The organism is Polynucleobacter sp. IMCC30063 (assembly GCF_021395235.1).
GTDB lineage: Bacteria > Pseudomonadota > Gammaproteobacteria > Burkholderiales > Burkholderiaceae > Polynucleobacter.
In genome coordinates this window covers 560,526-584,787 of record NZ_JAJVCQ010000001.1, presented here as the reverse complement: position 1 = coordinate 584,787, position 24,262 = coordinate 560,526, and the positions used below count along the sequence as shown (strand labels likewise).

27 protein-coding genes are annotated in these 24,262 nt (G+C 44.7%); 17 read left to right on the top strand and 10 right to left on the bottom strand.

Features of this window, described 5'->3' with window-relative positions:
* Positions 1 to 27 precede the first annotated feature (27 nt).
* The 6 genes from lpxK (at position 28) to LZG75_RS03060 (ending at position 5,681) form a co-directional block, all read left to right on the top strand.
* Complete coding sequence (gene lpxK / locus LZG75_RS03085; RefSeq protein WP_233935015.1) at positions 28 to 1,128, top strand: tetraacyldisaccharide 4'-kinase; 1,101 nt, start codon at positions 28 to 30, stop codon at positions 1,126 to 1,128.
* 50 nt (positions 1,129 to 1,178) lie between these two features.
* Entirely contained in the window at positions 1,179 to 1,361 is a 183-nt protein-coding gene (locus tag LZG75_RS03080) for a Trm112 family protein (protein WP_233935013.1), read from the top strand.
* Between the two features lie 31 nt (positions 1,362 to 1,392).
* Positions 1,393 to 2,169, top strand: coding sequence for a 3-deoxy-manno-octulosonate cytidylyltransferase (gene kdsB / locus LZG75_RS03075; protein WP_233935010.1), 777 nt, complete (start codon positions 1,393 to 1,395; stop codon positions 2,167 to 2,169).
* 138 nt (positions 2,170 to 2,307) lie between these two features.
* Positions 2,308 to 2,973: an adenylate kinase gene (adk, locus tag LZG75_RS03070; protein ID WP_233935008.1), complete on the top strand. Its 666-nt coding sequence runs from the start codon at positions 2,308 to 2,310 to the stop codon at positions 2,971 to 2,973.
* A 108-nt stretch (positions 2,974 to 3,081) separates the two neighbouring features.
* Positions 3,082 to 4,872, top strand: coding sequence for a hypothetical protein (locus LZG75_RS03065; RefSeq protein WP_233935005.1), 1,791 nt, complete (start codon positions 3,082 to 3,084; stop codon positions 4,870 to 4,872).
* Between the two features lie 122 nt (positions 4,873 to 4,994).
* Entirely contained in the window at positions 4,995 to 5,681 is a 687-nt protein-coding gene (locus LZG75_RS03060; RefSeq protein ID WP_233935003.1) for a glycosyltransferase family 2 protein, read from the top strand.
* Between the two features lie 26 nt (positions 5,682 to 5,707).
* Here the strand turns inward: LZG75_RS03060 and nrdR are convergent, their stop codons facing one another.
* Entirely contained in the window at positions 5,708 to 6,154 is a 447-nt protein-coding gene (gene nrdR / locus LZG75_RS03055; RefSeq protein WP_233934999.1) for a transcriptional regulator NrdR, read from the bottom strand.
* A gap of 15 nt (positions 6,155 to 6,169) precedes the next feature.
* Entirely contained in the window at positions 6,170 to 7,414 is a 1,245-nt protein-coding gene (gene glyA, locus LZG75_RS03050; protein ID WP_233923041.1) for a serine hydroxymethyltransferase, read from the bottom strand.
* A 137-nt stretch (positions 7,415 to 7,551) separates the two neighbouring features.
* On the opposite strand from glyA, the gene tolQ reads away from it, so the two are divergent.
* The 7 genes from tolQ (at position 7,552) to LZG75_RS03015 (ending at position 15,037) form a co-directional block, all read left to right on the top strand.
* The gene (tolQ, locus tag LZG75_RS03045; protein WP_233923042.1) at positions 7,552 to 8,205 is read left to right on the top strand and encodes a protein TolQ; all 654 of its coding nucleotides are present in this window, start codon (positions 7,552 to 7,554) and stop codon (positions 8,203 to 8,205) included.
* Between the two features lie 23 nt (positions 8,206 to 8,228).
* Positions 8,229 to 8,657: an ExbD/TolR family protein gene (locus LZG75_RS03040; RefSeq protein WP_233923043.1), complete on the top strand. Its 429-nt coding sequence runs from the start codon at positions 8,229 to 8,231 to the stop codon at positions 8,655 to 8,657.
* A gap of 42 nt (positions 8,658 to 8,699) precedes the next feature.
* The gene (locus LZG75_RS03035) at positions 8,700 to 9,506 is read left to right on the top strand and encodes a cell envelope integrity protein TolA (protein WP_233934997.1); all 807 of its coding nucleotides are present in this window, start codon (positions 8,700 to 8,702) and stop codon (positions 9,504 to 9,506) included.
* Between the two features lie 4 nt (positions 9,507 to 9,510).
* Complete coding sequence (gene tolB / locus LZG75_RS03030) at positions 9,511 to 10,821, top strand: Tol-Pal system beta propeller repeat protein TolB (RefSeq protein WP_255696346.1); 1,311 nt, start codon at positions 9,511 to 9,513, stop codon at positions 10,819 to 10,821.
* A 94-nt stretch (positions 10,822 to 10,915) separates the two neighbouring features.
* Positions 10,916 to 11,419 carry a peptidoglycan-associated lipoprotein Pal gene (gene pal / locus LZG75_RS03025; RefSeq protein WP_233923045.1) on the top strand — a complete coding sequence of 168 codons (504 nt, stop codon included), beginning with the start codon at positions 10,916 to 10,918 and terminating at the stop codon, positions 11,417 to 11,419.
* A gap of 34 nt (positions 11,420 to 11,453) precedes the next feature.
* Entirely contained in the window at positions 11,454 to 12,209 is a 756-nt protein-coding gene (gene ybgF / locus LZG75_RS03020) for a tol-pal system protein YbgF (RefSeq protein WP_233934994.1), read from the top strand.
* A gap of 257 nt (positions 12,210 to 12,466) precedes the next feature.
* On the top strand, positions 12,467 to 15,037 hold the full coding sequence (locus tag LZG75_RS03015) for a glycosyltransferase family 1 protein (RefSeq protein WP_233934993.1): 2,571 nt from the start codon (positions 12,467 to 12,469) through the stop codon (positions 15,035 to 15,037).
* A 34-nt stretch (positions 15,038 to 15,071) separates the two neighbouring features.
* On the opposite strand, the gene LZG75_RS03010 is transcribed toward LZG75_RS03015, so the two are convergent.
* A complete protein-coding gene (locus LZG75_RS03010) occupies positions 15,072 to 15,992 on the bottom strand; it encodes a class I SAM-dependent methyltransferase (protein WP_233934990.1) in 921 nt (306 codons plus the stop codon).
* A gap of 219 nt (positions 15,993 to 16,211) precedes the next feature.
* On the opposite strand from LZG75_RS03010, the gene queC reads away from it, so the two are divergent.
* Complete coding sequence (gene queC / locus LZG75_RS03005; protein WP_233935745.1) at positions 16,212 to 16,904, top strand: 7-cyano-7-deazaguanine synthase QueC; 693 nt, start codon at positions 16,212 to 16,214, stop codon at positions 16,902 to 16,904.
* Here the strand turns inward: queC and LZG75_RS03000 are convergent.
* The 6 genes from LZG75_RS03000 to LZG75_RS02975 all read right to left on the bottom strand — a co-directional run bounded on the left by LZG75_RS03000 (position 16,901) and on the right by LZG75_RS02975 (position 20,669).
* Positions 16,901 to 17,548: a riboflavin synthase gene (locus LZG75_RS03000; RefSeq protein ID WP_233934989.1), complete on the bottom strand. Its 648-nt coding sequence runs from the start codon at positions 17,546 to 17,548 to the stop codon at positions 16,901 to 16,903. The two genes, queC and LZG75_RS03000, sit on opposite strands and share 4 nt — an antisense overlap.
* Positions 17,549 to 17,556: 8 nt before the next feature.
* Positions 17,557 to 18,684 carry a bifunctional diaminohydroxyphosphoribosylaminopyrimidine deaminase/5-amino-6-(5-phosphoribosylamino)uracil reductase RibD gene (gene ribD, locus LZG75_RS02995; protein ID WP_233923049.1) on the bottom strand — a complete coding sequence of 376 codons (1,128 nt, stop codon included), beginning with the start codon at positions 18,682 to 18,684 and terminating at the stop codon, positions 17,557 to 17,559.
* A gap of 67 nt (positions 18,685 to 18,751) precedes the next feature.
* On the bottom strand, positions 18,752 to 19,309 hold the full coding sequence (locus LZG75_RS02990) for a GspH/FimT family pseudopilin (RefSeq protein WP_233923050.1): 558 nt from the start codon (positions 19,307 to 19,309) through the stop codon (positions 18,752 to 18,754).
* Between the two features lie 18 nt (positions 19,310 to 19,327).
* Positions 19,328 to 19,771 carry a hypothetical protein gene (locus tag LZG75_RS02985; RefSeq protein WP_233934988.1) on the bottom strand — a complete coding sequence of 148 codons (444 nt, stop codon included), beginning with the start codon at positions 19,769 to 19,771 and terminating at the stop codon, positions 19,328 to 19,330.
* The gene (locus LZG75_RS02980) at positions 19,768 to 20,403 is read right to left on the bottom strand and encodes a hypothetical protein (RefSeq protein WP_233934987.1); all 636 of its coding nucleotides are present in this window, start codon (positions 20,401 to 20,403) and stop codon (positions 19,768 to 19,770) included. The genes LZG75_RS02985 and LZG75_RS02980 overlap by 4 nt, the downstream gene beginning before the upstream one ends.
* Entirely contained in the window at positions 20,400 to 20,669 is a 270-nt protein-coding gene (locus tag LZG75_RS02975; RefSeq protein ID WP_233934986.1) for a hypothetical protein, read from the bottom strand. The genes LZG75_RS02980 and LZG75_RS02975 overlap by 4 nt, the downstream gene beginning before the upstream one ends.
* 124 nt (positions 20,670 to 20,793) lie before the next feature.
* Here LZG75_RS02975 and ribBA point away from each other — a divergent pair, with 124 nt between their 5' ends.
* Genes ribBA through nusB form a run of 3 tightly spaced genes read left to right on the top strand, consistent with a single transcriptional unit; the run spans position 20,794 to position 22,936 of the window.
* Entirely contained in the window at positions 20,794 to 21,930 is a 1,137-nt protein-coding gene (gene ribBA / locus LZG75_RS02970) for a bifunctional 3,4-dihydroxy-2-butanone-4-phosphate synthase/GTP cyclohydrolase II (protein ID WP_233934985.1), read from the top strand.
* A gap of 20 nt (positions 21,931 to 21,950) precedes the next feature.
* On the top strand, positions 21,951 to 22,466 hold the full coding sequence (ribH, locus tag LZG75_RS02965) for a 6,7-dimethyl-8-ribityllumazine synthase (RefSeq protein ID WP_233934984.1): 516 nt from the start codon (positions 21,951 to 21,953) through the stop codon (positions 22,464 to 22,466).
* On the top strand, positions 22,466 to 22,936 hold the full coding sequence (gene nusB, locus LZG75_RS02960) for a transcription antitermination factor NusB (protein ID WP_233923056.1): 471 nt from the start codon (positions 22,466 to 22,468) through the stop codon (positions 22,934 to 22,936). The genes ribH and nusB overlap by 1 nt, the downstream gene beginning before the upstream one ends.
* Positions 22,937 to 22,960: 24 nt before the next feature.
* On the opposite strand, the gene LZG75_RS02955 is transcribed toward nusB, so the two are convergent.
* Entirely contained in the window at positions 22,961 to 23,842 is an 882-nt protein-coding gene (locus LZG75_RS02955; RefSeq protein ID WP_233934983.1) for a lytic transglycosylase domain-containing protein, read from the bottom strand.
* Positions 23,843 to 24,262: the final 420 nt, after the last annotated feature.

The window sequence follows — 24,262 nt, the reverse complement described above, 5'->3', positions numbered from 1 at the left end:
AGATGCTGCCTAAGATATGCTGACCATATGCTAACGGCGCCACAATTTTGGGATAAACGCAATTTATTCAGCCGCTTGCTGAGTTATGCGCTCTGGCCACTAGCGCTCATCTACGGTTGGTTCTTAAGTTTACGCAACGTAGCTCAAGATTTCAATTTTGCTAAAGCTGCGCCGGTGCCAATCATCATCGTTGGTAATCTTCGGGTGGGTGGCACAGGCAAAACCCCAATTGTGATTGCGCTTGCGCTACAACTGAAGGCGCTGGGCTGGCACCCCGGGATTATTAGTCGGGGATATTTAAGTGCTGACAGTAAGAAAAAGTCTACCCACTACCATGCCACAAAATTGCGGGAAGCGATCGAAGTAACGCCACGCTCTGATCCTGCAATAGTTGGCGATGAACCGGTTTTGATTGCGCAAAAAACCCATGGCACCATTCCCCTTTGGGTTCAGGCAAATCGGCGTAAAAGTATTGCCGCATTGCTCAATAAAAATCCTCAGGTCAATGTGATCATTAGTGATGATGGCCTACAGAATTTTGGCCTCCCGCGTTGGCCCGCCCGTGAAGGCGGTCGAGATATTGAATTAGTGGTGCGTGATAGCCGCGGCGAAGGGAATGGTTTTTTATTGCCCGCGGGCCCGCTGCGCGAATCTGCTCTGCGTGAACGCGATGCCACGCTGATGACTAGTGTCGAAATTGATAACGCTACTGACCCCAATTATTTTTTAGAACAGCGGGCGGTTTATCTCTCGCCTGAAATAGGCTTAGCTTATAGTTTGAATGATCATTCTTTGCAATATTCATTGGCAGAAATTGCGCAAATGTTTGCTCCCACGACGATCGTTGCTATCGCTGCCCTCGGTAACCCCAGTCGCTTTTTTACTTGCTTAAATGAACATGGTCTTGAACCACGGTGCATTGCCTTACCTGATCACAGTAGTTACTCGAGTGAGTTTTTTGCTGAAATAAAAGCTGAGTGTATTTTAATGACTGAAAAGGATGCCGTAAAATGTCGACATATTGTTGATGAACGCCTTTGGGTGGTGCCGATGAAAGTTGCCCTGTCAACTGATTTTATGACCTGGGTCATCTCGATTATTTCTCGTCCTGATCCGCGCCTGAAATAACATCACTATTAACTTAATATGAATGTGTAACTGGATAAGGAAAAGACATAATGGATAAACGCTTATTAGATGTTTTGGTTTGCCCCTTGTGCAAAGGTCCACTGCATTTCGATGCCAGTAAAAAAGAGTTGATTTGTAAGGCCGATAAATTAGCCTACCCAATTCGAGATGACATTCCCGTGATGCTAGTCGATGAAGCGCGCAGCCTGACGCCTGACGAAATCTTTTCTTAATTACTTTTTACTTCTTCGTTCTGCACCCAAGATGAGTTCCACTGCGCCATTAAATGAATTCATTGTGCTCATTCCAGCTCGACTTGATTCAACCCGCTTGCCGCGTAAACCACTAGCTGATATTGCAGGTAAGCCCATGGTGGTAAGAGTGGCAGAGCAAGCCAGAAAATCGCTAGCCAAAAAAGTTATCGTTGCCACTGACTCTACAGAAATACAAGCAGCCTGCGCCTTACATCAAATTGAGTGTGTGATGACGCGAGCAGATCATTTAACTGGCACCGATCGCTTAGCCGAGGTGGCCCAATTGCTTGCACTGAAACCCAATGATGTGGTGGTGAATGTACAAGGCGATGAGCCTTTAATTCCGCCTGCATTAATTAATCAAGTAGCGCTCACTCTCCTAACGCATTCACACGCTGCAATTGCGACTGCTGCAGTGGCAATTGCAGACGCTAATGAAATTGCCAGTCCTCATGTTGTTAAGGTGGTCCTGAATCAGGCTGGTGAGGCTATGTATTTTTCACGCTCAGCCATCCCATTTTGCCGCGATGTCTCAGCAGAGAGCGCTAAACTAGCCTCCCCCAAGCCAACTTACCACCGCCACTTAGGCATCTACGCCTATCGGGCCAACTTTCTTTTGGCTTATGCGCAATTAAGCGCCGCCCCCCCTGAAATAGCTGAATCACTTGAGCAGCTACGGGCTTTATGGCATGGCTATCCAATACAAGTCTGTATTGCTAATGAAGCCCCGCCCGCTGGCGTTGATACCCCCGAAGATCTCGAGCGGGTGAGGGCCATTTGGCAATAGGCGCAACACCACGACCGCTCACAACCCTAATTTAAGGGCAATATCGGGAAAATCCTTAGCTCAGCCCAGCGTTAAGCAGGAAAAAATACAGGACAATCACGTTTTATATCCATTTTTGTCGGTTTGAGGGGAATAACAATGCGTTTAATACTGTTGGGCGCGCCAGGCGCTGGCAAAGGCACTCAAGCCCAATTCATTTGCAAGCAATTTGCCATTCCACAAATTTCAACGGGTGATATGTTGCGCGCTGCTGTCAAGGCAGGCACGGAACTAGGTATAGCTGCTAAAAAAATTATGGACTCCGGTGGCCTTGTTTCGGATGACATCATTATTGGTCTAGTAAAAGATCGCTTAACTCAGCCCGATTGTTCACAGGGCTATTTATTCGATGGTTTTCCGCGCACCATTCCCCAAGCCCAAGCGATGAAAGACGCGGGCGTTCCCATCGACTATGTATTAGAAATTGATGTGCCTTTTGCAGCCATTATTGAACGAATGAGCGGTCGGCGTGTGCATCCTGCTTCGGGGCGCACTTATCACCTCACATTTAATCCACCCAAGATTGCAGGTAAAGACGATGTCACTGGCGAGCCGCTAATTCAGCGGGATGATGATCAAGAAGAAACCGTGCGCAAACGTCTGCAGGTGTATAACGACCAAACTCGGCCCCTCGTCGATTACTATTTCAACTGGTCAAATACCCCCGACCCTCAAGCTAAAGTAAAGGCGCCAGCCTACCGCAAAGTCAGCGGCACGGGAAGTGTTGATGACATCACGACAGCAATCTTTGAGGTCCTCAAATAATTTTCTAAGTGGACTAATTTTTTGTCTTTTTTTACTAACGCCAAAACCTATTTTGGTCTTTACTACCCGCTTATTCTATTTGGATGTATTGGATTTTTCGGCTATTCAATGCCATCAGTCGATTGGTTCAAGGCTACACCTGGTGATCTAGCAGATGGCAGGTTTAATGCGGTCATTCTTGAGCATCTATTTGGCTGGGTATCAGGGCGGTGGACCGATCTGTGGAGCCCTGGATTCTTTTACCCCAATCAGGGTGCATTAGCCTTTAGTGATAATCACTTCGGCTCAGCCTTGCCTTATTTATTACTTCGCTGGCTTGGATTTACGCGTGAAGAGGCCTTCAGCGGCTGGTATGTTGTCGGCTGCTCGCTTAATTTTATTGTTAGCTATATCGTTTTACGGAAACTCCATTTCTCTATCTTCGCCGCAAGCGCAGGAGCCTTTGTTTTTTCCTACTTTTTACCAGCACTGGCTCAAGATGGACACTCTCAATTAGTCTATCGTTTTGCCATTCCTCTAGCATTTTATGCACTCTGGAATTTTATTTATAAACAAAAAATAAGTGCCTTAGGGGTGCTTGCATTTTGGATATGCGTGCAATTTTATTGCTCGATTTATTTGGGCTTATTCCTCATTTTTCTTCTGCTAGCTTCTTTAATTGCTTTACTACCCCTATTAAAGAATCATTTTTTGGAGGGGCTCACGCAGTCTTGGCTTAAATCGAAGAAACGCTCTCGGATTGCTTTTTTATCTTTAATTATTCTCAGTATTGCTGGGTTATTTTTATTGCTGCAGAAGTACTATCAGGTTGCGCAACAGTATGGATTTAGCAGAAGTATGTTGGAAATTAAACAGATGCTTCCGCGACTAGAAAGCTATCTAATTGCAGATCGTTCGCCACTCAGCTCTTTTGTTGGCAGTTGGTTTACGGAGGTTACCTATAGAGGCGAACACCAGCTGTTTTTAGGAATTGGCGTATCTATTTTATTTATCTTCGGTTGCCTAGTTCCCTGGTTTAACTACTTTAGTCAGAATAGACCCTTCGCCCAGAGTCAGAATGCAGTTGGTAAAGTGGCATTTTTTTCCTTTCTCATTCTTTTTTTGCTAACACTTAAATTTGGCATTGGGGGAGGTCGATTAGCAAGTGTTTATGAATTTCTTTTGGCAATACCTGGAATCATGTCAATTCGGGCTGTAACCCGTATGGTAATTGTATTGGGCCTTCCCGTAGCGATTCTTATCTCCCTTAGTTGTGACGGCTTGATTGGCCGATTTAGCCAAAATGATTATTTAAAACGCCTATTTTTTTCTATCCTGATAGCGGTATTACTAAGTCTAGAGGTTATATTTTTTACTAATGTCAGAGCGCCATTAGAGAGTTGGTCTACAAGAAAAAATGATGTGATGGCTCTTTTGCCATTGCCTCTGCCACCTAATAGCATTTTGTTTATAAATAATGATGGCAAAGGCCCCTGGTACCTTACTGAACTAGATGCTATGGTAATTGCACAGGACATGGGCCTGCCAACGGTTAATGGTTATTCTGGCCAATTTCCTGCCGGCCATCATCACCCAACAATGAATTCCTGCATACCATATATGGATCGTTTAAAGGCATATGGGAGAATTAATGCGGTTTCAGATGATGAGATGAAAAATTATGCTGTAAATATCATTGAAATAAGACCTTCATGTTCTAAAAATTTTCAAGAAGCTGATTTTTCCTTGGGCACTACGATTTACAGTACCAGTATTCCTGATTGCAAACAAGCCCTCTTGAAAGGCAAACCCATTCCTGGAGTTTTTCTAAAAAAAATTGAGAGAACTGATGGCTCCTATTTACAGGGCATTGCCTGTCATGATGTATCAATTACTATTGATCCCATTGTTGGCCTTTAATAATCGCGTTATTGCTCCCTGCAAGCTATTTTTTGCTACTTGGAAAGCAGTCTCTTACTCAACTCAACCTTGGTCATTTAAGTCATCTGACAAGGTTATAATTCTATTAGAATCGATAAATTATGCGCCTATCCATTATTATCCCCTGCTACAACGAATTAAATACCATTGATGCGATCATCGATGCTGTAAATGCTGCCCCATATCCTGAGAAAGAAATTATCATCGTTGATGATTGCTCAAAAGATGGTACGCGCGATAAATTAAAAAATGAAATTGAAAAATCAGGTCGAGTCAGTCAAGTGCTTTATCACGATGTGAACCAAGGTAAAGGTGCAGCCTTGCGCACAGGCATTCAAGCGGCGACGGGCGATTTAGTCATTATTCAAGATGCAGATATGGAATATGACCCCAATGAATATCCAAGACTGGTTGAGCCAATCTTAACAAACCGTGCCGACGTGGTATTTGGTTCACGTTTTTTAGGTGGAGATGCCCACCGCGTACTCTATTTTTGGCATCGCGTTGGTAATGGCCTACTAACCTTAATGTCAAATATGTTTACCAATTTGAATTTAACGGATATGGAAACCTGCTACAAAGTGTTTCGCCGCGAAATTATTCAAAGCATCAAGATCGAAGAAAATCGCTTTGGTTTCGAGCCTGAAATTACCGCTAAAGTAGCAAAGTTAAAATGCCGAATTTTTGAAGTCGGCATTTCTTACTACGGACGCACTTATGATGAGGGTAAGAAAATTGGTTGGCGCGATGGTGTAAGAGCAATTTACTGCATCGTTAAATACAGCTAACCCACCGAAGCCCTGCAGCAAGATGTCTATTTAAGCTCTTTTAAGGCGCTTTCAAACGACTCAATATCAGCAAAACTGCGATATACCGAAGCAAACCGAATATAGGCCACCTTATCAAGGCGTTTAAGTTCGCGCATCACCAACTCACCGACGCGCTCACTCGGAATTTCTTTTTCACCTAAGCTTAAGAGTTTTTCTTCAATACGACCCACTGCCTCATCGACTGCGTCGGCTGAAACAGGACGCTTACGTAAGGCTAAACGAATCGAGCTAATTAATTTGTCGTGACTATATTCAACTCGACTACCATTTTTCTTCACAATTGCGGGCAGAGTTAGCTCAGCACGCTCATAGGTTGTAAAACGTTTATCGCAAGAAGCGCAACGCCGACGGCGGCGAATCGAATCGCCCTCGTCGGACTCACGCGTATCCATTACCTGAGTATCGTCACCATGACAGAATGGACAGCGCACGCTGGATATCTGTTTTTAGCTGTAAACCGGAAAGCGCTTAGTCAACTCGCTTACTTGAGCCTTCACTTTCGCAATGTTGGCTGGATCATTGGGGTTATCCAATAAATCCGCAATCATATAGCCTACTTGCTTGGCTTCAGCCTCTTTAAAACCGCGGGTTGTCATCGCTGGAGAACCTAAGCGAATACCACTCGTCACCATGGGTTTTTCAGGATCGTTTGGTATGCCATTTTTATTGACGGTAATGTGGGCTTCGCCCAAAATACGCTCAGCCTCTTTACCGGTCATTTTCTTAGCACGTAAATCAACCAACATCACGTGTGCTTCTGTGCCACCAGAAACAATGCGCAGACCGCGCTCGGTTAAGGCAGCAGCTAGGGCTTTGGCATTCGCAATCACTTGCTTTTGATACTGTTTGAAACTCGGCTCAAGCGCCTCTTTGAAAGCCGTTGCTTTGCCAGCAATGACGTGCATTAAGGGGCCGCCCTGTAAGCCTGGAAAGACCGCGGAGTTAATGGCCTTCTCATGCTCAGCCTTCATTAAAATAATGCCACCACGGGGGCCACGTAAGCTTTTATGGGTAGTTGAAGTAACCACATCTGCATGCGGCACAGGATTTGGATATTCACCGGCGGCGATTAAGCCCGCATAGTGCGCCATATCAACCATAAATATTGCGCCAATTTCTTTGGCTATTTTTGCAAAGCGGGCAAAATCAATTTTGAGTGAATAAGCAGAAGCACCAGCAATAATTAACTTCGGTTTATGCTCGCGCGCTAACCGTTCCATTTGCTCATAGTCGATGACTTCGTTTTTATCTAAACCATAAGCTATTGGGTTAAACCATTTACCACTTAAATTTAAAGCCATGCCATGGGTTAAGTGCCCACCTTCTGCCAAACTCATACCCATAAAGGTATCGCCAGGTTTTAAGAAAGCTAAAAATACCGCTTGGTTCGCCGAAGCACCACAATGCGGTTGCACGTTAGCAGCCTCTGCACCAAATAAAGCTTTTACACGATCGATGGCTAATTGCTCGGCCACATCGACAAATTCACATCCGCCGTAATAACGTTTGCCGGGATAGCCCTCGGCATACTTGTTCGTTAACTGCGAACCTTGTGCCTGCATTACTGCTGGAGATGTGTAATTTTCCGAGGCGATTAATTCAATATGCTCTTCCTGACGGCGATTTTCATTTTCAATGCTAGCCCATAATTCGGGGTCGGTTTTGGCTAAAGTATTTTGACGGTCAAACATGTACAGCTCCTATCGTATTTTTGGGCTTATTTATTCTGCTGATTTATTCTACTGACTTCTCACCTAACTTATTATGCATAGCATTTAGTGGCATTTGGTTTTAGCGATAAAATCACCCTACATCATACAAAAAGCCTATGAATTCAGCTCAAGACCTCTCGATTCTCTCTCTCGTCCTTAATGCCAGCCTGCTGGTGCAGTGCGTTATGGCCTTATTAATGGTGATGTCAATTGCGTCTTGGGCCATCATTTTTAAGAAAAGTTCGATTTTGCGCGCTGTGCGCAAAGATACTGAACGCTTTGAACGGGATTTTTGGTCTGGCGGCGATCTCAATACCCTCCTTGAGTCTGCCCAGAGAACCACCCATAGCGCTGCTGTTCTTGAGCGTATTTTTGCGGCAGGAATGCAAGAGTTCTTGAAAGCCCGTGAAATTGATGCTGCACGTCGTGCCATGAAAGCCGCCTACCAACGTGAAATGGACCGTCTGGAGGCCAATTTACCCTTCTTAGCTTCAGTCGGCTCAGTTTCACCCTATATTGGCTTGTTTGGCACAGTTTGGGGCATCATGCATGCTTTCCGGGGCTTAGCTAATGTGCAACAAGCCACCTTGGCAGCTGTGGCCCCTGGAATTGCTGAAGCCTTAGTGGCAACTGCAATAGGTCTATTTGCAGCCATTCCTGCGGTCATTGCCTACAACAGCAATGCCACTGATATCGATCGTCTCTCAATTCATTTTGAAACTTTCATTGAAGAGTTCACTAATATTTTGCAGCGCCAAGCAGGTCGTTAAGATTAATTAGGCGATCAATCACGATGGCGCAATCAACCCGCTCTTCTTTTCGCTCTTCCCGTCGGCGGGTGATGTCGGAAATTAATGTCGTGCCTTACATCGACGTGATGCTGGTCTTGTTGGTTATTTTTATGGTGACTGCTTCAGCCGTCAATCCAGGCATTGTGAATTTACCAACGGTAGGGGGGGCTAAAACCCAACCCTTACCACCGATCTTTTTAAATATTGATGCCAAAGAAAATATTACCGTGCGCTCCGAGGGCTCACCCACTCAATCACTAACAGCACTTGAGCTTGGCACTTTTGCTCGCACTCAAGCAGAAAAATCAGTTGACCAAGCTGTTGTACTTGCAGCAGATAAATCGGTTAAATATGAAGTGGTAATGGATGTCATGGCTAAGCTAAAAGAAAATGGTGTGAAGCGAGTTGGTCTAGCTGTAAAGAGCCAATAAACCTAAGCCAGATGAATGCAATCATGAATTCATGGACGCCTAATGAGTAGCACGCAAAATTGGACTGCGCCACGGTTTCCCTTTCATGGTTCGCCAGAATCACGGCCCAAGAAAATTCCCAAAGAAAAATCGGGGAGCGCAATTACCCTCTCATTAATTGTGCATTTAGCTTTATTGGCCTTACTAACCTTTGGCATTAGTTGGCGGAGTAGCACTCCTGCTGGCGTCGAAGTTGAATTATGGGATGCCACTTTACCCACCCCAGTAATTGACGAGCCTGCCCCTAAACTCGATCTAAAAATTGACAATGCAGATATTGCCCTCAAGAAAAATAAAGTGATTCCGCCAAAGGTGGAGCCCAAAGTGGTGAAACCTGCGCCACCCTTGCCTCCAAAGGCTAAAGAGGCACCTAAGGCCGCAAAGCCTGCACCGACTCCACCCCCACCTGCAGCTAAAGCCAATCCCGCTACTGACAAAGCCCGCGCTGATCAATTAGCGCGCTTGAAAGCGGCCGCTGGTGCCGAAGGCGGTAGCGGCGGTAAAGTCGGCAGTGGCGTTGGCGCTGGTGGTAATGCGCCTGCGGGCTATGCGGATAAGGTACGGCGCAAAGTGAAGCCCTTCATTGTGTTTAATCCAGAAGTAGTGGTGGGTAACCCTGCGGTGGTGATTGAGATTGAACTCGCTCCTGACGGTGCGATTTTAAATCGTAATATTGCCTCATCGAGCGGTGATACCAATTGGGACCGTGCGGTTTTACTTGCCCTCGATCGCGCCCAAAGCCTGCCAAAGGATGACAATGGTTTAATACCAATGCGCCAATTGAAATTAACCTTTAAACCCAAGGATTAAATTAATGTCTTACTTGCAACTTCATTTATATTCATGCCGCGTTTTAGTTTCATTCTTCTTAGTTACATGCACGCTAAGCTTGAGCTCAATTGCTTCTGCGCAAATGAATATTGAAATTACTGGGGTTGGTCAAGCGCTCTATCCCATTGCCGTGATGCGTTTTCAAAATGAGGCTAAGTTACCAACTAGCGTGACCGATATTATTCGGCAAGATTTAGCTCGAAGTGGTTATTTTAAAAATACCGAGAACGGCAATGCAACTGAAAGCGACGAAGGCACGCCCAATTACAAAACTTGGGCAGCACGTGGCGCTGATGCTTTAGTAGTTGGTTCGGTTGAACAAAAAAGTGCTACTAATTTTGAAATCCGTTATAAATTATTTGATATTCGTAAATCGCAAAGCCTCAATGGCTTGGTACTCACTGCTAGTACCGATAATTTACGGCAAGTAGCGCACAAAATTGCCGATGATATTATTTTTAAATTACTCGGTGAACGCGGCATTTTTTCTACCAACCTTTCTTATGTGATTAAAGATGGCAAACGCTATCGCTTGGTCATTTCCGATGCGGATGGACAAAATATTCGTAATGCGCTCAATAGTGCAGAGCCGATCATCTCGCCAGCGTGGTCGCCTGATGGTAAGCGGGTTGCGTATGTGTCCTTTGAAGATCGCAAACCGGTGATTTACATTCATGAGTTGGCTACCGGCAAGCGTATTTCTCTCTCGAACCAAAAGGGCAATAACAGTGCCCCCGCTTGGTCGCCTGATGGCAAAAAAGTTGCGCTCGCTTTATCGCGGGATGGCAATACCCAAATTTATCTCATCAATGCTGATGGCTCTGGCTTACGTCGCCTGACGCGGGGTAGCACGATTGATACGGAACCACAATTTTCACCCGATGGTCGCTTTATCTATTTCACCAGCGATCGTGGCGGTAATCCGCAGATTTATCGCATGAGTGCTGAGGGTGAAGGGTCTGAAGGAGCCAAGCGAATTAGTTTTAAGCAGGCTTTTGTGACTTCGCCACGCATTTCTCCTGATGGTAAAAACCTGGTGTTCATTGCCAATGGTGGTAGCGGCTTTAAAGTGCATCTCATGAATTTGGCGACTGGCGAAACGGTGGCGCTCACCGATACCGTCAACGATGAATCACCCTCCTTTGCTGCCAATGGCCGTTATGTGCTGTATTCCACGCGGGTAGGTGCTCGCCGAGTTCTGGCTGCAGTATCGATTGATGGTAACTCCAAGCAAATCTTAAGTATTCCCGGTGCCGATGTCCGCCAACCCTCTTGGGGACCCTTCATGGACTAAAAGCGAGGCTGAGGCGGGAGCAAGGCATAATATTGTTATCAAATTAATAAAGTTACGTACTATTACCTCTTCTCGATTTAATAAGGAATTCAACATGCAACTACTCTCCATTTTTAATCGCCGCGCAGTTGGCTTGGCTTTATTTGGTTTGGCAGCCCTACTTGCAGCCTGTTCTTCAGGTGTAAAGCTTGACGATGTCGATGGCGCAAAAGATACCAGCTCCTTTGGATCGCAACCTTGGAATGATCCTAAGAGCCCTCTCTTTGAGAAAAGCGTTTACTTTGACTTTGATGAGTACAACGTTTCCCCGAGCAAATATCAAAAAATGCTGATGGTACATGCAAATTACCTTAAACAAAATACTGCCCAAAAAATTATTATTCAGGGTAATACCGATGATCGTGGCACTACAGAGTACAACCTGGCTTTAGGCCAACGTCGCTCAGATGCGGTTCGCAAACAACTCGCTTTATTGGGTGTAGGCGATGGCCAAATGGAAGCCGTGAGCTTTGGCAAAGAAAAGCCGAAGGCCGATGGCAATAATGAAGCTGCTTGGGCAGAAAATCGCCGTGCTGATATTGTCTACATCACGAAGTGAGTTACTCACTATTAATCTAGTTATTCTTTGACGCATGTCTTCATTAGTCAGCTTTAGCTTTAGCAAAGTGCTTAGGAAAACAGTTTTTCTGAGTACTCTTGCACTTACGGCAATTGCGGCTACTAGTTTTATGCCGAGTGCTTGGGCTTTGTTTGAAGATGATGATGCGCGTAAAGCAATTCTCGATTTACGTAAATCGCTTGCCGCGACCCAAAGCGCTACTACAGAATTACAAAATCAGATGGAGAAAGTGAAAACCGATAATGCGCAATTGCGTGGTCGGGTCGAAACGCTTGAAAAACAAACGGAAGAATTGCTAAAGAATCAAAAAGCCTATTACCAAGATTTAGATTCGCGCTTAGGTCATTTTGAACCCCGGACAGTTGAAGTGGAAGGCATTACTGGCACTGTACAGCCTGGGGAAAAGAAACAGTACGAGGACGCCTTAAAAGCTTTTCAGGGTGGTCAACTCAAAAAAGCCGATGCTGAGTTTAATGCCTTTATCCGTAAATATCCCGCGAGCCCCTATTTACCTCTAGCCTTGTTTTGGTTAGGTAATACCAAATATGCTACACAGGATTACTCGGGGGCGCTGGCGCAACTACAAGCTTTTGTGAAACGCTATCAAAAGCATCCTCGTGTTCCTGCGGCGCTCATAACAATTGCTAATTGCCAATCAGAAAGCGGTAATAAAGTAGCCGCCCGCAAAACTCTTAATGAGCTTATTTCTAGTTATCCCGATAGTAATGAGGCCAATCAAGCGCAGCAGGCGCTTGGCGCGGCAAAGTAATTTTATATACTGGCTAAGCTAAACCATCTTATTTACTGCACTAGACAAATGATCAAGAAAATTTCCCTTACGCGACAAAAAATACGTCCACTAATAATTTTAACAATTAAAAAATTAGGCTTTTACGAACAAGCAGTTGCTTATAAAAGAAAATATTTTAGCCCTTTGAAAGTTGAAAATTTAAGTCCTTGGGCGCAACAAGTCTATCTAGATATAAAGACTGCCCAACGTAAGGGCAAAAGGATACATCGCAAGTAATGCGGGTTTTAATTGATCTTCAAGGCGCCCAAAGCGATAGTCGTTTTCGTGGAATAGGTCGCTACACTTTATCTTTTACCAAAGCCTTAGTAGAAGTTAATCATGCGCGCATTGGGAAGGAACATGAGTTTCATTTAGTTCTAAATGGTGCTCTAGTTGAATCGGTGGAGCATATTCGTGAAATGTTTCGCGGTCTTCTTCCGCAAGAACATATACATCTGTGGTATCCCATAACGCCGGTTATTGAGCGTTATGCTATTAATACCTGGCGTAGACGAGCAAGTGAATTAATCCGGGAAGCATTTATACAGCACTTACAACCCGATTTAATTCATATTTCGAGCTTTTTTGAAGGCTATGTTGATAATTCAGTTACCAGTGTGGGTGAATTTAATGATGTTTGCCCACCTATCAGTATGCTTTTTTATGATCTTATTCCCCTAGCGTTACCAAAAGAATATCTAGATCCGGAGCCACGTTTTAAAAAGTTTTACGAGCGAAAAATAAAGCAGTTAAAAAAAGCTGATGTATTACTCGGAATTTCGGAATTCTCATGTCAACAAGCAGTTCAATTGCTCGATGTATCGCCAAAAAAAGTTGTCAATATTTCTGCAGCTTCTGATCTAGTTGAGCTTAAAAATAAACAAAATATCACCACAGATCAAGCGTGCTTGAATGGACTAAAGATTACTAAACCGTTCATTTTATATACTGGCGGAGGAGATGCTAGAAAAAATATTCGCGGGCTAATTGCAGCCTTCTTAAAGTTGCCAACAGAGATACGCAATGCCCATCAACTTGTTCTTACAGGACATAATATAGATCTTAATGAGCATACTCAGGAGCTGAATTCTCAGGGGCTTAATCTAGCTATGGAGCGAGAAAAAATTATTGTCACAGGCTACGTAGATGATACTAATTTAATTGCTCTTTACCAAAGTTGTGCTGTTTTTGTATTTCCTTCTTTTTTTGAAGGGTTTGGATTACCTCCCCTTGAGGCAATGAGTTTTGGAGCGCCTGTTATAGCAGCTAATACGACTAGCCTGCCTGAAGTTATTGGTCTGAATGATGCTTTATTTGATCCAAGTTCAATTTCAAGTATTGCCGATAAAATTACTTTAGTCCTTACTAATCCTGAGTTTAGATCACGTCTCATTAAGCATGGCTTACAACAGGCACAAATTTTTTCTTGGCAAACTTCAGCAATTCGGGTGCTAGAGGTATTTGATCAATTTTTGCCCCCAAGAAAGGGGCTTGAATTAGATGTAGTAGCAGCAAATGTCCTTGCTAAAAATATTTATATAAAATTAATCGATAAAGTTGCCACAATTCCCCCTAAGGATGGAAAGCCAACCGAATTTGATCTACTTCATTGTGCCCACGCTATTGCCCACACCTTTCCTCAAAAGAAACCGCTACCTTGCTTATTTATTGATATTTCGGAATTGGTGCAACGCGATGCAAGGACTGGCGTTCAGCGTGTAACTCGCTCAATTCTGGCGGAATTATTAGAACATCCGCCCGCTGGCTATCAAGTTGAAGCTATCTATGGGTTAACTAATGAACCGGGCTATCGATATGCTAATCAATTTGTGGCAAAACTTAACGACATGGCAGATGTAAATTTAAAGGATAATTTTATTGAGCCTTCCGCTGGCGATATATTTTTAGGTCTGGATTTACAGCACCATACAACCCGATTTCAATCTAATTTTTTAGCGCAAATGCGGCGTGACGGTGTTTTTGTCTGCTTTGTTGTATATGATCTATTGCCGATCCATTTTCCTCAGTTCTGGCCTGCAGAGCATGTTGTTCATGAAATTCATGAGGAGTGGCTCCGTGTTGTTTGCCAAAGTGATGCTGCTCTTTGTATCTCCAAGGCAGTCGCCGATGAACTCAATGAATGGATTTCGAACAATAAAATTCCGCATGCTGAAAATTTCGTTGCTTCGTGGTTTCATTTGGGCGCCACACTGAATACCCTTGCTACCAGTGGATTACCAAATAATACCGAGTCTATTATTGCCAAGCTAAAAAGTAAACCGAGTTTTTTATTAGTCGGCACCCTAGAGCCACGCAAAAACTATGCGCAAGTACTCGCAGCTTTTAATAAGATGTGGAAAAAAGGTTTTGAGATTAATTTAATTATTGTTGGGAAAAAAGGATGGATGACTGATGATTTAGTTAGTGAAATTTCTCAACACCCAGAATTAAATCATCGTTTTTTTTGGATGGAAAGCGCTAGCGATGAATTTTTAGAGCTTATTTATGCAAATTCTTCTTGCTTAATTGCGCCTTCCTATGGAGAGGGATTTGGATTGCCCCTTATTGAGGCCGCTCAACATCACTTACCAATAATCGCCCGTAACTTACCCGTATTCAAAGAGGTTGCTAAAGATAATGCATTCTATTTTGATGGCTTTAATGCTGCTGATTTAGCCCAAGCTATCGGTGACTGGCTAGGCTTATATAAGAAAAAACAGCACCCAATATCAAGTAATTTACAGTGGCAAAATTGGCACCAGAGCGCGCAGCAACTCTGGAAACGCATCTGTGAATTAAAGAAGTAGTGCCCTTATTCGTATTGAATAAATTGCGCTAGGGCTATTCAAGCAATTCTTCAGCATAACTTCGAAATAGCCAGGAAGGCAATTTATTACTATTACGTTCTGTATTGCGCGCCTTAATAAATATATATTGACCTAAATCTGGCTTGCGAAATTCTAAAATTTTGAAGATTTTAGTAATATCAATAAATTGCTCAGCCGCATTGTGATGAACATTAGCTGTAAAAGATTGCTCACAGTCAAAGCCCACATATTTTAATAAAGTAATCAATTCTTGAAGGTTATATTCTCGGTTATGCCTACCGTAGGTTCCATAGCCGCTATAGGGATCATATATATTATCCCCAGCACAGAGTCGAGCTACATTTTCTAATCGCGCCACATTGGGTGTTGTCAGAATTAAAACACCTTCCGGTTTTAAAATGCGCTTTATTTCACGTAAAACCCGACAAGGATTAATAGTTAAATGTTCAATAATTTCAGTAAAAATAACGATGTCAAATAAAGCATCTTCATAGGGAAAATTTTCGGATTCAATATTGAAATGTTTAAAATTTAAACTCTCTTTTAATGGAGCATAGTCTTTAAAACTTCGGTAACTGACTTCTTGTCTTCCATCCTTAGTGTCGGAACCAAAATAATTTGCTAAGGATAACTTAAGGTTGGTGAACTGCTTCAAGAGCATAGTAGTAAAATAGGGATTTGCACCTAACTCTAAACATTGGCCTGTCTCGTCTGCAGCTAAGCCTAAGGTATAGATGAAACGTTTAAAATCATGCGTTGAATAGTTGCGCATCTCTTCATCTGGGGCATCAGTCACTCTTATAGAGGTAACAAAATCAAATAGCTTGGCTTCAGTTGCATTTTTTGGAAGCGGCAAAGGTAGATTAGAGGACTGTAGTAAGCGCTCAATAGTTCTACCTCTTAGGCGGGTAATTATTCTTTTATTTAGAATCATTTTTATTTTTATAAAATTTATTTAATCCACCTCATTCTATAACAAATTTTACCTAATAAATATGGGGGCTAACTAGGCTTGGCTTAAGCACTTGTACAATGGTATTTTTATCCTTTTGTCTGAATTTCTATTATTTGATTGGCTCTCTGCCCACTGTTTAATTTTATAGGCTTATAAGTGATCTCTTTAGATTTAAGCTGTTCTTTGCCGCCCCGCAATATCCATGCGCCAGCGGTCATCTTATTTTCTGGTGGCCTCGACTCCACCACCTTGCTAGCCTTAGCTAAAGAATTAGGTTATGCACCGTATGCTTTATCAGTTACGTATGGACAAAAACATTCCTCTGAAATTCATGCGGCTAAACGCATTGCAGTTGAAATGGGGGTGGAACGCCATGAGGTCATCGACATTAACCTCACGCGCTTTGGCGGCTCGGCTTTAACTGATCACAACTTAGCGGTTCCCACTACCCCAGGTCCTGCGAATGAAATTCCCATTACCTATGTGCCAGCCCGCAATACCATTTTGCTTTCCTTGGCGCTCGGTTGGGCAGAAGCCTTAGGCGGTCTGGATATTTTTTATGGGGCTAATTCAGTTGACTACTCGGGCTACCCCGATTGCCGTCCAGAGTATGTTGAATCGTTTGAACTCATGGCTAATTTAGCCACCAAGGCGGGGGTTGAGTCGCACACTGCAGCAACCCGTTTTCGAGTGCATGCGCCCATTATTCATTTAAGTAAAGCGGAGATCATTAGCCTTGGTTTATCGTTGGGTATTGATTACGCTAAAACCGTCTCGTGTTATCAAGCTAATAGTGATGGTGAAGCCTGCGGAATTTGCGAGTCATGCCGTTTACGGAAAATCGGTTTCGCTCAAGCTGGAGTTGTTGACCCAACGCGCTATTCCATTTAAGTGCTTGGCGACTTCTGACTCAGAATACGCGCCACATAGCGCGCAATTAAATCGACTTCGAGATTGACTTGATCACCAACTTTTAGCGCTGCTAAAGTGGTATTTTGCAAAGTATGCGGAATAATATTGATCTCAAATATGCATACTGCTTGCTTAACTTCTGTTAAGTCTGCGCTTGTTGCTTCACTGACGCTATTAACAGTGAGTGAAACACCGTTGACCACGATAGACCCTTTGTAAGCTAAAAATTGTGCCAGCTCGGCAGGCGCGGCAATACGTAATAACCAAGAGGTATCTTTGCTTCCTGCTTCAGCAAAGTGAATCACTCGCCCAAAGCCATCAACATGGCCGCTTACGATGTGACCGCCTAAGCGGTCGCTTAAGCGCAAGGCTTTTTCTAAATTAACCGAACCAACTGTTGCTAAGCCAACTGTTTTATTCAATGACTCACGCGAAATATCGACTATAAAACCTGCTTGGTTAACTTGCGTGACCGTCATGCAAGCACCTTGAATGGCAATACTATCGCCAACGATGACGTCATCTACATAATTTGGTGGGGTTGCAATGCCGAGTTGCAAACCATCGCCTTGCGGGGTAATGGTTTGAATTTGACCAATAGCAGAAATAATTCCTGTAAACATAAGTAAGATTAATTCATTTTCATCAGGCGTAGACGTAAATCAGGATAAAAAAGGGTTTGGTCGATGATGCGCCAATCGTTACCCATTAGGTCTTGAGATAAATGGGTAGGTGGATCGACTTGCGCCATGCCTAGGCCCTCACCTAAAAAGCGTGGGGCTAAATAGAGCAGAAGCTCATTCACACAATCCTCGCGCAGTAATGAGCCATTGAGCTTAAAGCCAGCCTCAACATGAATCTCATTCATGGCATATTTAGTCGCGAGTATAGAAAATAATTTAGTGAGATCAACTTTTCCACCTGTGTTGGGTATGGCAATTAACTCCACACCACGCGCTGTAAGTTCAGCCGCTTTTTGCTGTTGTTCATGAGAGTTGGCTGCGGCATAAACGATCATGACGCCGCTCGCCTCGGTAGTGAAGATTTGTGCATTTAGCGGTATTGCCAAATGGGAATCGATAATTATTTTTATGGGTTGACGAGTTGTGTTCACGTCACGTACATTGAGGCGCGGGTCATCCTCGATTACTGTACCAACACCAGTCAAGATAGCGCATGCTTGGGCGCGCCAATGGTGTCCATCTGCCCTAGCTAAGGGACCTGTGATCCACTGACTCTCCCCTGAAGGCAAAGCAGTTTTACCATCTAGACTAGCGGCCATTTTCATGCGGACCCAAGGCAGACCTTGGCACATACGCCTAATAAAACCCGGGTTTAATGCTCGTGCTTCTGCCTCAAGCAAGCCCATTTGTACAACGATGCCAGCCGCTCGTAATTGTTGAATTCCTTGACCTGAAACTAATGGATTAGGGTCGCTCATGGCAATACTCACTTTGGCAACCTTGGCAGCGATTAAAGCCTCGACACAGGGCGCTGTTCTACCCGTATGGCTACAAGGCTCAAGCGTCACATAGACAGTAGCCCCCTGTGGATTATGGCCTTGGGTTCGTGCGTCTTTTAAAGCCTCGATTTCTGCATGTGGCCCCCCAACCGCCTGGGTATGACCGACGCCAATACACTGACCTTCCTTAACAATGACGCAGCCCACCCTTGGGTTAGGGTTAGACAAATACAGCGCCTGCTGCGCCTGCTCTATAGCAAGGTGCATGAATTGGGTATCTTCTGCGGTAAATAACATGGTGCTATTTTCCCTCTTTTTGCTATCACCCCACTGAAGCCATCCTCGCCAGTGAATAAGGAGCTAATTAGTGACAGCCGCGAGCGTCTTGCTTGGGGTTACAAAGGCGCCAGCGTCCGCCGCTAGCCAAAATTAGGTGCTTTTCTAATGTCGGGGCTTTGCGGTGCGTCATGACTAAGCGGTTAGCCACAAAACCCCCTGATTGGGTTCGCGCCGCTCCCGCCGCATTAAAAACGATTTGCTTACGTCCCGTTTGTGGGTCGGCAAATTGCTGCCCTGTCTTATTCGTGAGCGAATGAATCACTACCGGATCAAGGCTAGCTTGTTGTAACCACACTTGTGTTTTACAACCCTGGACTTTACATACGGACTCTACTTGCCATCCGCCATTCCAATCCGCTTCATTGCGTGGCCGAATGCGCACTGCACTTCCCGAATGAAGCGCTTGCTGTCGTGCAAAGTGAGCATGCTGAATAAATCGCATTGCGAGGGTATCGAGCTCGCGTTGATACAACTGTTCCTGTAGCCGCGGTACAGCCATTGTTGCGGCAATAGCCACAATGAACACCACTGCCATCATCTCGAGCAAACTAGCACCCTGCTGTTGAGTAAATAAACTCTGCATTGGTTTACGCCTAATGAGTTAATTAATAAAGATTTCGCGCCAATTGTGGCGCTCAATTTCTGCTGTAGCATGCTTTAACAACACCGTAGTATGTAAGCTGACGTTTGACTTGGCGGCTGGCACACCCTCGAAAGGTAGGGTAGTTACTTCAACCCATGTGCTGATGATTTTGGGTTGCAAGGACTTTTTCTCAGTAATATGCTGCCGCACTAAAGCCTCGCAAACTCGTCCGGGGCTCACTTCAATTTCAATTGATTCGCCAGCATTAATTGCGGTAATGCCTACCTCTGCACTGAACAACCCTTGCTCACAGGCCTGCAGACTAGCTTCTGTCGCCATAAACTCGGCCTGTTGTAAGCTGGCAGTTTGCGTTATCTTTAGCTCCATTGCTAATAAGCGCTCAAGCGTGCCGATCGACCAACTTAAGACCAACACAAGACTTAAAATTGCTGCAATGATCAAGGTGCATTGCGGCGCGCAAAAGTACGTGCCAGCGTTTTTTTATTCAAGATAAGCTCAACCTGAATTTTCTGTGGGGCAATTTCGTGAAAGCGAATTTGTTCTATCCCAGTCATTAAGGTAGTTTTTTGAGCGCGCCCTTGGCGATCGAATGACTCGCACATCAAAGAACCGGCAAATCGGGAATGACGACCGCTAGCAGAGGAGCTATTCTGAGTTTGACGATCTAATGAAAATCCTAAACGAGCGAGGCCTTGTTGAGTGCGTTCGCCAGTTAAGGGATTGCCACTGCAATCGTAATCGACTTCAGCGCCCGCTTTTTTAGAAGCGTGGCGCTGCAAGCCATGATGGATGATCAATTCATCGGATGTATTGAACCCAACCGCTTTACGAATCGTGAGGGGGTTTAGGGTTGTAGCTGAAGATTTTTTAATGGGTTCTGCAAGCGGGTCGCGGTAACCGGCCATACGGATGGCTCGGCCCATTAAAGTAAACATGCGGTCTTGATCGGCTAGCTCGAGTGTGGCCCGTTCTAGCTGACTTTGTTTGATTAAAACCGTACTCGTTATTTTGAGCATGGGCGCTAAGACCATCATGCCAATGCCCAAGCCCACGATACATTCGAGTAAATTCATGGGTTTTTTCTCCCCCTGCTAGCCTGACTTGTTGGCTGACTGCTTGAGGACTTGATTGGGGTGGTTGGGTATTTAGCACTAGCCTTTATTTGCATTTCATATGCGCTAGCCTGTGCCCATTGCTTGGTTTTATTGTCCTGCAAATGAAGGTGCTGCCCCTGTAAACGCTGGTAAATATCAACCAACCCAAGACCACTGCTCACGACGATGGTCATGGCAATTAAGGCTTCAAAGAGAATAAATCCATGATTAGAGCGGGTTTTCATGTCCCCTATCGTGCTCGCTTAAGGCGGTCTGCACTATCCGTTGCAAGCCATTTCGCTGTAGGAAAAGCTGGAATTGGCAGGGTAAAGCGCCGCGAAAATGTCCCTCAGCTTAAAATGGCTGTCTATGTCTGATAAAGAACTGAAGTCGATAGCCCCAATTCAAGAAATCATTGCCGATCTGCGGGCAGGCAAGATGATTATTTTGGTGGACGAAGAAGATCGTGAAAACGAAGGCGATTTAGTTTTAGCTGCCGATCATGTTTGTGCAGAAGCCATTAACTTTATGGCCAAGCATGGGCGTGGCTTGATTTGTCTAACCCTAACACGCGAGCGCTGTCAGCAACTCAATTTACCCTTGATGGTGCGTGACAATGGCACGGCACTTGGCACTAACTTCACGATCTCGATTGAGGCCGCCTCTGGTGTAACTACCGGTATTTCCGCAGCTGATCGGGCCCGTACGATTCAAGTAGCGGTAGCCCCGCATGCCAAACCGGATGACTTAGTCCAGCCTGGTCATATTTTTCCTTTAATGGCACAACCTGGTGGCGTCCTTATTCGTTCAGGACATACCGAAGCGGGTTGTGATTTAGCCTTATTGGCTGGCGGTTCGCCAAGCGCTGTGATCTGCGAAATTATGAAAGATGATGGCAGTATGGCGCGGCTGCCAGATTTAATGGTCTTTGCCAATGAGCATGGTCTAAAAATTGGCAGCATTGCTGACCTGATTCAGTATCGTAGTCAAAATGAAAGTATTGTGGTGCGCGAAGGAAGTCGCGAATTTAATACACCGTGGGGAAATTTTCATGGCGTGGTGTATCGCGATCGGCCGAGTTCAGCCATTCACCTGGCACTCGTCAAGGGCACTCCCACTGAAGATCAAGAAACCTTGGTGCGCGTTCATGAACCAGCCACCGTGCTTGACTTTCTGGATACAGTTGCTTCTACCCATTCATGGCCCCTAGCTAAAGCCTTAGAAAAATTAGCGGCTGCCCCAGTTGGTGTAGCAGTACTGTTAAATGTGGCGGGTGTTTCTGCGCCAAATGATGCGAGTTGGCTGGCGCGTTTTGTTCAATTGACGAATACCCAACCCAATAAAGCCCTGCAGCGTAAACCCGACTTTCGTAGCTATGGTATTGGCGCGCAAATTTTAAAAGACTTGCAAGTTGGCAAAATGCGCTTATTAGGCAATCCCGGCCCTACTCCGAGTTTGTCGGGCTACAAGCTTGAAATTACTGGGCATACGCCCTTTGTAGAATAAATTACAGGATCGGTAAAACTATGTCAAATCATGCTCCCGGTGTGCAGGTTTTAGAGGCCGATCTGAACGGCGAAGGGATGCGCATAGCCATCGTGCAAGCGCGCTTTAATCAAGAACATGGCGCAGCCCTCGCCGAATTTTGTATTCGTGAGCTATTGCAATTAGGGGTTGATCAACAAGATATTCATTTGGTCACTGTGCCTGGTGCCTTAGAAATTCCGTTTGCTTTACAACGTTTAGCTGAAACAGACACCTTTGATGGCCTTGTTGCTTTGGGCGCAGTTATTCGCGGCGAAACCTATCACTTTGAATTAGTCGCGAATGAATCAGCTGCAGGTATTAGTCGGGTTTGCTTAGAATCTGGTTTGCCAATTGCAAACGGCGTACTCACCTGTGATAACGATGATCAGGCCACCCAACGCACGGCCAGCAAAGGGGCCGACTGTGCACGTGCAGTAGTCGAAATGGCCAATTTAGCCTTAGCCCTGACGCCCGATTTAGATATTGAAATGCATCACCTCGAAGAATCTAAATAATGGCTGTGCAGCAGAAAGTAATTAAGCGCTCACTTACGCCCAGACGACGGGCTCGTGAGTATGCCCTACAGGGCATTTACCAATCGCTGGTAATGCGGCGTGCTGGAAGTCTGCCCGATGTGCAAGTCATTGCCTTGCAATTGGCTGAAGATCCCGCGTTTACACGCTGTAACCTAGATTTATTTGAGGGGATTTTTCGTGGCGTTTTGCTGCGGGTAGATGCCTTAGAAAGCCTCATTACCCCTGCCCTCGATCGCCCGATTAATGAGCTCTCACCAGTTGAGCATGCCGCACTTTTAATTGGTACTTATGAGTTAGCGGATGACCCAAGCGTGCCGTATAAAGTTGCGATTAATGAGGCAGTTGAGCTCGCCAAGATTTTTGGTGGTACCGATGGACATAAGTATGTGAATGGTGTGCTCGACTTGTTAGCAAAATCATTGCGCAGTGCTGAAACTCAAGCCGTCTAAAAACCAATACTGGGTAGGTTTGAATTAAATACTGGCGTAGCGTTTGCCGCGTGCGGCGTTGCGTAACTGCTCACGCTCACTCAGCACTCGTCCGGTATAACTCGATTCGCCACTTGCAGCATTGGGACTACCCAAGTAACTACGTAAACCCGCTTCGAGTGAACCAGCTTTAGCAATACATGCTTTTAAGATTAACGCGCCTACACGAATGTTGGCTTCTGGAAGAAAGGCGGCTGCTTTACCGCCAAAGGGCTCAAATTTTTCTTGATGAAGATTCGTTAACACCTGCATCAGGCCTTGTGCACCCGCTTTACTTTGAGCGTTTGGATCAAAACTAGATTCAATTGCCATCACTGCGAGCAATAAAGTGGGGTCTAAATTCACTTCTTTGGCTACTTGCAGGGCCTCGTTTATATAACTGAGGCTCTCGCTTGGAGTAATGCGGTACTTATCGACTAAATATTGTGAAACGACTTTGCGCTCTTGTTCCGTCTTCAGCGAATGACGATCAACCGCTTCGATATCCACTAAATGACTGGGAATAGCTGCTGCCAGACCAGCTATTGATGGAGTCTCTGTGGCCGCAGGATAGCTTGCGGGCGATAAATGGGCCTCTGCCTGAGTATCGTCACGCTGACCAACTTGGTCTTTGTAGCTGGTAAACCAAGCTTGTGACCCGTCGAGACCTTGAGGGCTATACAACAGATCACGCGCTATACCAGGCACTAAAAGACGTGCAAAATCAAAGGGGCCCGCATTGGTACCTGGCCCAGCCAGCCATAAACTAATTGCCATGAAGACACCCAAGCCGAGTAAAGAGCTAGCTACCCGCTGCAGCGATGCTTTGGTACCCTGTAAAAGAGAACTCAAATAGTTGGCTGGGCTAATTTTTTTTACTACTCTCATGGGTCGGGGCTAGCTTGCATATTGCAATGCAGCAAATAATGGACATGATGCATCTTAGGAACTCTTATATATCATGTCAAGCATATAGAAATCAATATACATAACTTTTTGTAGGTATAGCTTGCCCTAAGGCTAATCAGACCCCCTCATTCCAAAATAAAAACGATATATATCAATGGTTTATAAAAGTTAGTGGCCACCTTTTTTGTTATATGAAAAAGACTGAATTTAGGCTTATTTTTGTCCTTTTTACTCGAAAAATCGGTCTGAAAACCCTATATTTAGTTCTTGAAACGGGTATCAACACCTACCTATAGTTTTTATACAAATTTACAAATTAATAATAATTACCAATCAATCATGACTTATTTGATTGGCTTGTTACTCACTATCATGTGCAAACTCCCCTAAAATGGGGCA